The following is an 8,742-nucleotide window of genomic DNA, read 5'->3' as shown; positions in this document are numbered from 1 at the left end:
TGCCATACCTTCAATAATCCTGTTATCCGCTCTCGCTTCAGCGTCTCCGTCTCTCACCTTCAAATCACCAGATCAAAAGGCTCTTTTGAAGTGCCCCCCCCCGTCCTCACAAATCGCCAATCGTCATGAGGATAGAGTCTGGGTACAATAACACTTAGTAAAGGATTGTAGAACTTCTCCCCTTGTTGTCAAAGGGGTAACGGCTTGCTAACGGTCATGTTGCTAATTTGTTACTTTAACGGTCTCATCTGGCTTTTTATGAGCGAGAAACTAAACGTTGAGTCAGTTTTCCCCTCTTGCCCATACAAAAAAGGGAGCCCGCCGAAGCGGGCCCCCGAATGGAACCGAAGATATAAGCGGAACCGTGAATGAGCGGCGGCTACTGAGCCTGGTCGGCCCCGTCAGCAGCGCCGGCGTCAGCGGCCTGATCGCCAGCCTGGTCGCCTGCGGCGGCATCCTGCTCGCCAGCCGCGTCGGCCTGACCGTCAGCGGCGGGCGCATCGGCGCCCTCGGCAGCCCCATCGGCCGTCGCGTCGCCCTGATCGCCCTCGGCGGCAGCCTGATCGTCAGCAGCAGCGGCATCGGCGCCCTCAGCGCCCTCGCCGTCGGCGGCCGGAGCCTGCCCGTCGGTCTGGTCCTGGGCGGTGGGATCGGCGGTGTCGCCCTCGGGAGTCGCCTGGTCGGCAGCGGCCTGCTCCTCATAGGGGGTCAGGTCGATGGCGTAGGGCAGACCCTCGGGCATCGGATTGATCTCGATCTGGGCGTTATTGCGGTACTCCTCGAACCAGGTAGCGAAGTTCTGGCTCGTGTTGGCCTCCTGCATGTAGCTCAGCGTGTCGAGGAACTCGGCCGGCAGCTGATCGGTGGAGGTGATGCCGCCCTCGGGAACCGTGAAGACATCGGTGCACTTGATGATGTGGTAGCCGTACTCGCTCTTCACGGGGGCAGCCACGATCTGGTCCTTCTCAAGACCGTCCAGGGCCTCCTGGTACTCGGTCACGAAACCGGTGCCGAGCTTGTCCCAGTTCACGTCGCCACCCTGGGCAGCGCTACCGGAATCCTGGGAATACTGGGCAGCGGCATCCTCGAAGGAGATGTCGCCATTGTTGATCTGGTCCAGCAGCTCCTGGGCACGGGCCAGCAGGGCCTCATCGGTCTCGTCGCCCTCGGCGGTGAGCAGGATGTGGCTGGAGCGCTTAGCGCCGTTCAGCTGATCGGCCATGGACTGGGCCTGGGCGAGCAGGGCATCGTCGCCCTCGCCCTCGCCCTCGCCCTCAGCGGCAGCCACGGCATCGGCCAGCTTGGTCTGGAGCAGATTCGGGCGGATCACCTCGTTGATGTAATCCTCCTCGGTCATCTGGCTCGCCTCAAGAGCCTCATTGAAGGCCTCGTCGCTCTCGAACATGCTCTTGGTCTGGCTCAGGGCCTCGTCGATATCGGCCTGCTCCACGGTCACATTGTACTCAGTGGCAGCCTGATCGTAGAGATCCTGGTTGATGTAGTAGTCGATGACTTCCTGACGCACGGTCTCGGGGGTGTAGCCGTTGGCCACCATCCACTTGCCCCACTCCTCATCGGACTCCAGGCCGCTATCGGTGCGGAACTGCGCGACGTAGTCGGTCACGGTCTGCTCCATAATCTCCTGGCCGTTCACCGTGGCAGCCACGGCACCGCCGCCGATGCCGCCACCGCAGCCGACCAGACCCGCGCCCAGGGCCACGGTCAGCACCATGGCGCCGGCACCCTTCAGAGCAGAGCTCTTCATAAACGAGGTGAATTTCATGAATCCCTCAACCTTTCATTCGCCGCCCAGCCAGTATGCCGGGCATCTCTGCCGCGCGGCTCACGCCGACGCGCTCTTTCTCATCCCACAGCGCACGGCCCTCCCAACCGGGCCCTGTGTTCTGCCGCAAAAGGCAGTTGAGATAGTTTCCCCACTGTGGTCAGGGCGTTATTATTTCAATCTTGCCGACGGGGCGAAAGCGAATCACGAATACCGCACACCCCGGAAACGAAACCCACACACACCTGAAAGCAACCTGAAAGGTTTCCCTAAAAGCGAGCTTCACCAGCCAAAACACTTGGCTGCGAACGAACCTGGGGGCTGTTCGCCCCTCGCGGGGCCCGACTCCCTGCGCGGTATACAAAAACGGGCGCCTACCGAAGTAGGCGCCCGATAAGTCTTGGTGGAGCCTAGGGGGATCGAACCCCTGACCTCATGGCTGCCAGCCATGCGCTCTCCCAGCTGAGCTAAGGCCCCGTAAAAGTGCGAGGAATATAATAGCACAACGGGTCGGGGGCGCAAGTACTTTTTTGAAAAAGTTTTTGCTATTTTTCGGCAGCCTCGGTTGCGGCCTTCTCCACCTGCTCGATGATGCCGTCCAGGGCACCTTCCACGTCATAGGCCTCCACACGGCCCTTGTCCACCAGACGGGCAAAGTTCGGGTCCATGGGCAGGGTGGCCACGGCGGGGATGGCGTACTTCTCGGCCACGGCCGCGCCCTGGGGCTCGCCGAAGATGTGGTGCTCCTTGCCGCAGTCGTCGCACTTGAAGTAGGCCATGTTCTCCACGAGGCCCACCACGGGCACCTCCAGGGAGCGGGCCAGGTTCACGGCCTTGCCCACGATCATGGCCACCAGCTCCTGGGGCGCCGACACGGTGACGATGCCGTCCACGGGCAGCGACTGGAACACGGTGAGGAACACATCCGAGGTTCCCGGAGGCATATCGACGAACATGTAGTCCACGTCGCCCCAGTTCACTTCCTGCCAGAACTGCTTGATGGCGCCGGAGACCACCGGACCGCGCCAGGCCACGGGCATGTCGCCCTCGGGCAGCATGAGGTTCACGGACATGAGCTTGATGCCGCTGGCGGAGGCGGCGGGATTGATGCCGTCGGCATCGCCGGTCAGGCGGGCATCCACGCCGAAGGACTTCGGAATGGAGGGGCCGGTAATGTCGGCGTCCAGAATGGCCACCTTGTAGCCGCGCTTGTTCATCTCGGAGGCCAGCAGGCTCGTGACGAGGGACTTGCCCACGCCGCCCTTGCCAGACACCACGCCCACCACGTGCTTGATGTTGGAGCGCTTATTGGCCTCCAGCGTAGAGGGGCCCGCCTCAGCAGTGCGGTCTCCGCAGCCGGACACGCCGCAGCTGGAGCACTCGTGGGAGCATTCTTCTGCCATGATTCCTTCTTTCTCTCTTCTCAGGCGGTTGCATTATTCGCAACCAAGATAGTTCGTGGGGCATCATAGCACAACCCCCGAGGTGCAGGATGCATTTCCTCGGGGGTTGCGAGAGGCTGGGCGGGGTCGGGCCCCTGAGGGCCGGCAGCGACGCCCCCTAGAAGTCCTCGGGCATGTCCTTGCCGTCGCCCGAGGCGTAGAAGGTGGCCTCTTCAGCCAGGTCGCGCACGGATTTCCCCTCATGGAAGGGCAGCTCCAGAAACTCGGCGATGGTGGGCACGAGAGGGCTGCAGTCGACGTAGTGCCCCTTCTCGTTGAACTGGTTGGTGTCCTGCGCGCGCCAGTAGCGGTCGTTCACGTCGGTGAGATAGTACAGCCCGGTGGGCGTCTCCATGTACACGGAGTGGTTGGCGTGCAGGTAGGTGGGCATATCCTCATATGCGATGTCGAGCGCCTCGTCGATTTTCTTACCCATGGGACGTCCTCTCTCGAGCGGATTCGCGCGGGGCGCCGCCCATCGACGGTACTCCCCACCTGGTACCCCCATCATAGCAGGGACGCTGCGTCAACGAGGGCGCGCGGCCGATAATTTATAAGCGTTTTGCTTCGACTTTGCTGCGCAAAAACGGCTATTATCGTTGCGAGAACGAACGCTCCCCAAAAAACAGGAGGCCCCATGCGCATCGGCATCATCTCGGACACCCACGGCTCCTTGAGCCCGGCGGCCTACGCGGCCCTGGCGGACTGCGACCACATCATCCATGCCGGCGACATCGGCGGCCCCGCCATTCTGCGAGAGCTGGAAACCCTGGCCCCCGTGACCGCCGTGCTCGGCAACAACGACTTCGCGGAATACGGCAGCGCCGTGGACCATTTCGCCCGGCCCGTGATCGGGGGCGTGAAGTTCCTCGTGGGCCACAAGCCCGGTGACGTGCGCGTGAACCGCGGGGGTGCCTCGCGGGGCCTCGGCCCCGGCGACCCCATTCCCGACGTTATCGTGCACGGCCACACCCATGTGCCGGAGCTGATCGTCGGGCCCGAGGCGCGGCCCGCGGCTATATATATGTGTCCCGGCGCGGTGTTCCGCCCCCGCAGCGACTTCGGCCGCACCATCGCGAAGATGGATGTGGAAGAGGGCCGCGTATTGCACACGTGGATCGAGAACCTCGACGGCAAGGTGCTGCTGGAGGTGTAAGGGCAGCCGCCAAGCGTCGGCGAGGGTTGTGGGCGCGCACGCCGCAGAAGGCCGCAACCACGCCGGCGAGGCCCAGCACAACGAAGGCGGCGGCCCACGTCGGAAGCGATGGCACAAGCTCGGCCACCGAGGCCAGCTCGTTGCCAAGGGGTTCCAACTGACCGGCCAGCACCCCGTAGGCGAAGGCTACGGCTGCCACGAAGGCGACGATGGCACCAGGGTGATCTCGCTTATGGCAAGGGCGAAGCCGTCCATGGAACGCCGGTGCCCTAGCGGTAGAAGCGCGGGAGCTCGACTGTCAGGCCGCGCTCCCGCTGGAGGCCGACCAGGGTGAGGCGCGTCAAGCGGGCAAGGCCGACGTAGAAGGGCTGCTCGGCCGCCTCTTCCAGGGCCTCCAGATAGTGGGGCGCCCAGGTGAGCAGATGGTCGCGCAGGTAGTCGTCCACCAGCTCGGGCCGCTCGGCGGCGAGGAAGGACAAAAGAGCCAGCATGAGGCCGATGTGGTCCTCGGGAGTGCGCTCGTCGGCCAGGCGCTCCACGCCCACGGCGCGCATCCACGCCCGCAGGGCCAGGGTACTCTCGCCGAAGACGACGCACTCGCGATCGGTGTACACCGAGCCCCAGGGCGGCGCGGGCAGATGCCCCGGCCCTACGAACAGGCGGCGGTACTCCCACACCACGTCATCGTGGTCGGCGCCGGCGGCCAGGCCCTCTTTCATGGCGGCCAGGGCGCTCTCCACCGCAGCGATCTCATCGCCGACGAAGGGCCATTGCGCAGCCGCAGCGGCCACATCCAGCTCGGCCAGGGCGGCAAAGGCATCGGTGGCATCGCCGGTGCGGGGGTCGTTCAGGAAAAACGGCGCCAGGCTCGCCCCCGCGAAAACGATGGCGTCCACAGGCTCAGTAGCTTCGGTCATGGCTTCCCTCTCTCTTGTGCTTGCCCGCAGGCTCGGCCACTCTGACCGGGCTCGGGCCCTCTTTCCTCGACGGCACCGGGCCCCCTATTCTCTCCTAAGCCCCTGAAACCATCGCTGCCATTCTACCCCACTCAGGTGCGCCTAAGGAAGTCGGCGAGGCTCCGGCAGGCGCCTGCAGGCTTGGCGTCAACGGGCACGGTGATGACCAGGTTCGGCTGGCTCTCGCTGGCCGCCGGCAGAGGCGCGATCTCCGCGTCGGTGCCGTAGCCGATGCACTTCTCCGGACCGCTCTTCACCTCGCCGGTGTCCAGGTCCTTGTCGATAGCGCCCTGGGGAACTTCCGCTGGGTCGCTTCCTGAGAGCCATGCCTCGAAAGGGCGGTGCCCCGACGAAGGGTCGGGGCACCGTTGGGAGGGCTTGCTTGCCGACGGGCCGCCGCTGGCGTGCCGTCGGCGTGTCGCCGGTCTGCTGCCGGCAGGGCAGCCTTAGGCTTTCTCGGCGGCTGCGGCGACGGCGGTGTCGTCGGGCTCTTCGGAAAGCGCCGCATCCACGGTGATGACGAAGTTGGGCTTGGTGCCAGAGTTCTCGTCGGACACGATGTCGGCTGCGTGAGCGCTCTGCAGCGCGTCCATCTCATCGAGGGCCAGGTTCGCGCCGGGGCAGGCGGCCACGCAGGCGGGCAGCTCGCCGCGCTGGCGGCGGTCGTAGCAGCCGTCGCACTTGAACGTGGTGCTCGTCGCCTCATCATAGCTGGGAGCGCCGTAGGGGCAGGCCGAGATGCAGGTCTTGCAGCCGATGCACACGGTGTGATCCTGCATGACCGTGCCGTCTTCCAACTTAGTGTAGGCGCCCACGGGGCACATCTCCACACAGGCCGGCTCCTCGCAGTGGTTGCAGGCCATGGAGAGGAAGGCGAAGGCCGCCGGGTCGTCTTGGCGAATCTCGGTCACGGTGCGCAGCAGCACGCCGCGATCCAGCTGCTTCTCGCTCTTGCAGGCGATGGAGCAGGTCTTGCAGCCGTAGCAGTTCTTGTTGTTCATCCAAAATCCGATGGCCATGGCTTTACGCCTCCTTCTTCACGTCGACGAGAGTCTGGTTGCAGCAGTGGGTGCCGCCGAGGGTCTTCCACTTGTCGTTGGTCACGTAGCTGGACGAGCCGCCCTGCTGCTCCCACCAACCGTTCTGCAGGCCGATCACGCCGGGCTTCAGCAGTTTGTTCACCCGCGCGATGCCCCGGTGCTCGCCGCGATCGTTGAATACCACCACGGCGTCCCCGTCGGCAATGCCGCGAGCAGCCGCGTCATCGGCATGGATGAGGATGTGCGGCTCGGTGTCGCAGATCTCGTCCATCCACGGCAGGGCGTGGAAGGTGGAGTGCACGCCGCGATAGGTCTTCTGCTGCACGGCGAACAGCGGGTACTTGCTTGCCAGCTCGTTGTCGTTGCGGGCGTCCTCCTCGGAGCGGGCGTAGGTGACGATGGGGTCGAAGCCCTCTTCCTTCCAAGCGGCCACCCAGAACTCGGCCTTCTTGGAGGGGGTGAGGAACTCGCCGTCCTTGTAGGGGATGTAGTCGGGGCCCACCACGTCGATGGCCTTCTTCTCCTTCAGTTCCTCCAGGGTGATGCCCGTCGGCTCGATGACATTGCTGATAAGGGTGTCCATGGGCACGTCGAAGGCGTCGCCGAAGCCGTAGCGCTTCGCGAGCTCGGTGAAGATCTCCAGGTCGGACTTGCACTGGCCGGGGCCGTCCACGGCCTTCTCCACCAGCTGCACCCAGTGGGAGCGGGCGTTGGCCAGCACGCCTTCCATCTCGAACATGCCGGTGCAGGGCAGCACCAGGTCGGAGTAGAGGGCCGTCGAGGTGAGGTAGTGCTCCACGGTGACCACGAAGGGAATGGCCTCCAGGGCCGCCTTCACCATGGTGGTGTTGGGCCACTGGGTCATGGGGCTGCCGGTCATGGACCACAGCACGTTCACCTTCAGCGGATCTTCGGCCAGCACCGCCTCGCCGAACTTGAAGCGGGGAATGGCGGGAACCTTATGGTCGAGCTCGGGCACGGGAATGGGGGCGCCGGTCTTCACCTCGTTCATGCCGCCGGCGTCGGACACGCCGTCGCCGACGTGGCCCACCTGCCCGCAGAAGGCCGCCAGGTACGCGCCGATGGCCGTGGCGTAGGTGCCGTTCTCGGTGCGCATGAAGCCGCCCATGTTCTGCACGATCATGGCGTGCTCGGCGGTTGCGTACTCGCGGGCGATGCGCTGGATGTCGGCCGCGGGCACGCCGCACTCCATTTCGGCCGCCTCGGCGGTCCAGGGGGCGGCGTTGGCGTAGATGAGCTCGAACTCGGTGCTGTACTGCTCGGCCTGGGGCGTGCCCTCCAGGGTGAGGGCGGCCGTGATGTTGGGGGCGTCGTGGCGCACCACCGCGCCGGTGGCCGTGTCGAGCACCATGAACGAGGCCGGGTCCTCGGCGCTCTCGAGCACCGGCGCGCCCGTGGCCTTGTCCACAAGGCAGGGGGCGCAGGTGTGGGCCAGCAGGAACTCCTCGTCATAGAGCTTCTCGTCCACGATGGTCTTCAGCATGGCGAGGCCCAAGGCCGCGTCGGTGCCGGGCCAGGGAGCGATCCAGTCGGTGGCCTTGGCGGCCGACTCGGTGTAGATGGGGTCGATGACCACGAGCTTGCCGCCGTTTTCCACCACCTTCTCGAAGCGCTGGAAGTAGCCCTGCTTGGAGATGGCCGGGTTGTTGCCCCAGATCACACAGTAGGTGGAGTTCTCGATCTGATTGCGGCAATCGAGGAAGCGCTGGCCGTAGATGGGCACGATGGCCGCCGTGGTGCCCGCACAGCAGAGGCTGCCCACCGTGGTGGAGGCGCCCCCGAGATGGGCGAAGAAGGCGTTGGCCACCGGGCCGTGCATGGCCCCGAAGTTGCCGGAGCCGGTCACGTAGCAGATAGATTCCACGCCGTCGGTGGCGATGGCCTCGTCGAACTTCTGCTGGATGAGGTCGAAGGCCTCATCCCAGGTGATCTCCTTGAACTTCCCCGAGCCCTTGTCCCCGTCGCGCAGCAGCGGCACCGTCAGGCGCTCCGGGTCGTTGGTCATGTAGGCGCGGGCGATACCGCGGCCGCAGGCAGCGCAGTCGTTCAGCTCGGAAGACTCCACCTTCACCAGCTTGCCGTCCACCACATAGCCCTTGAGGTTGTGATGCTGGCACTCCGGCGGGCACGTGGAATAGAAGATCTCCGCGCCCTCGTAGGGATCCTCGCCCGTCGCGGGCAGCCCCTCCTCGGCGGGCGCGTCGTCGGTGGCCGCAGGCGCGCACCCGGCCAGGCCCGCGGCGGCAGCCGTGGCGGCCGCGGCCCCCACGAAGGCGCGACGGGTAAGCGTGGCGTCTGCGGCGCGTTCGCTGTTCTTCGTCATAGAACTCTCCTCCCTCAGATA

Annotated in this window: 8 protein-coding genes and 1 tRNA gene; 1 reads left to right on the top strand and 8 read right to left on the bottom strand. The window is 65.2% G+C overall.

The annotated features are described in order from the left end of the window. Positions 1-379: 379 nt before the first annotated feature. From AAK988_RS05635 to AAK988_RS05620, 4 genes are all read right to left on the bottom strand, one after another. Positions 380-1,783 (bottom strand): peptidylprolyl isomerase, encoded by a 1,404-nt coding sequence (locus AAK988_RS05635; protein ID WP_369873454.1) that lies wholly within the window; start codon positions 1,781-1,783, stop codon positions 380-382. Between the two features lie 401 nt (positions 1,784-2,184). Then, positions 2,185-2,260: transfer RNA gene (locus tag AAK988_RS05630), tRNA-Ala, on the bottom strand. Positions 2,261-2,328: 68 nt separating this feature from the next. Next, positions 2,329-3,186 (bottom strand): P-loop NTPase, encoded by an 858-nt coding sequence (locus AAK988_RS05625; protein ID WP_369873455.1) that lies wholly within the window; start codon positions 3,184-3,186, stop codon positions 2,329-2,331. A gap of 157 nt (positions 3,187-3,343) precedes the next feature. Beyond that, positions 3,344-3,661, bottom strand: coding sequence for a CDP-alcohol phosphatidyltransferase (locus AAK988_RS05620; protein WP_369880483.1), 318 nt, complete (start codon positions 3,659-3,661; stop codon positions 3,344-3,346). Between the two features lie 201 nt (positions 3,662-3,862). Here AAK988_RS05620 and AAK988_RS05615 point away from each other — a divergent pair, with 201 nt between their 5' ends. Beyond that, positions 3,863-4,381 (top strand): metallophosphoesterase family protein, encoded by a 519-nt coding sequence (locus AAK988_RS05615; protein WP_369873457.1) that lies wholly within the window; start codon positions 3,863-3,865, stop codon positions 4,379-4,381. A 269-nt stretch (positions 4,382-4,650) separates the two neighbouring features. On the opposite strand, the gene dmsD is transcribed toward AAK988_RS05615, so the two are convergent. From dmsD to AAK988_RS05595, 4 genes are all read right to left on the bottom strand, one after another. Beyond that, positions 4,651-5,298 carry a Tat proofreading chaperone DmsD gene (dmsD, locus tag AAK988_RS05610; RefSeq protein WP_369873458.1) on the bottom strand — a complete coding sequence of 216 codons (648 nt, stop codon included), beginning with the start codon at positions 5,296-5,298 and terminating at the stop codon, positions 4,651-4,653. A gap of 131 nt (positions 5,299-5,429) precedes the next feature. Further along, the gene (locus tag AAK988_RS05605; protein WP_369873459.1) at positions 5,430-5,594 is read right to left on the bottom strand and encodes a hypothetical protein; all 165 of its coding nucleotides are present in this window, start codon (positions 5,592-5,594) and stop codon (positions 5,430-5,432) included. A 189-nt stretch (positions 5,595-5,783) separates the two neighbouring features. Continuing rightward, positions 5,784-6,356 carry a 4Fe-4S dicluster domain-containing protein gene (locus AAK988_RS05600; protein ID WP_160324235.1) on the bottom strand — a complete coding sequence of 191 codons (573 nt, stop codon included), beginning with the start codon at positions 6,354-6,356 and terminating at the stop codon, positions 5,784-5,786. 4 nt (positions 6,357-6,360) lie between these two features. Then, entirely contained in the window at positions 6,361-8,721 is a 2,361-nt protein-coding gene (locus AAK988_RS05595) for a molybdopterin-containing oxidoreductase family protein (protein WP_369873460.1), read from the bottom strand. Positions 8,722-8,742: the final 21 nt, after the last annotated feature.

Source organism: Adlercreutzia muris (assembly GCF_041223505.1).
In the GTDB taxonomy this organism is placed as follows: Bacteria; Actinomycetota; Coriobacteriia; order Coriobacteriales; family Eggerthellaceae; genus Adlercreutzia; species Adlercreutzia muris.
The sequence above is the reverse complement of the archived record's forward strand: the minus strand, read 5'-3'. Positions and strand labels throughout refer to the sequence as shown.

Coding starts and splice junctions, on each gene's coding strand:
- AAK988_RS05595 (WP_369873460.1), bottom strand. CDS start 8,721: ATGACGAAGAACAGCGAACGCGCCGCAGACGCCACGCTTACCCGTCGC.
- AAK988_RS05615 (WP_369873457.1), top strand. CDS start 3,863: ATGCGCATCGGCATCATCTCGGACACCCACGGCTCCTTGAGCCCGGCG.
- AAK988_RS05635 (WP_369873454.1), bottom strand. CDS start 1,783: ATGAAATTCACCTCGTTTATGAAGAGCTCTGCTCTGAAGGGTGCCGGC.
- AAK988_RS05600 (WP_160324235.1), bottom strand. CDS start 6,356: ATGGCCATCGGATTTTGGATGAACAACAAGAACTGCTACGGCTGCAAG.
- dmsD (WP_369873458.1), bottom strand. CDS start 5,298: ATGACCGAAGCTACTGAGCCTGTGGACGCCATCGTTTTCGCGGGGGCG.
- AAK988_RS05625 (WP_369873455.1), bottom strand. CDS start 3,186: ATGGCAGAAGAATGCTCCCACGAGTGCTCCAGCTGCGGCGTGTCCGGC.
- AAK988_RS05620 (WP_369880483.1), bottom strand. CDS start 3,661: ATGGGTAAGAAAATCGACGAGGCGCTCGACATCGCATATGAGGATATG.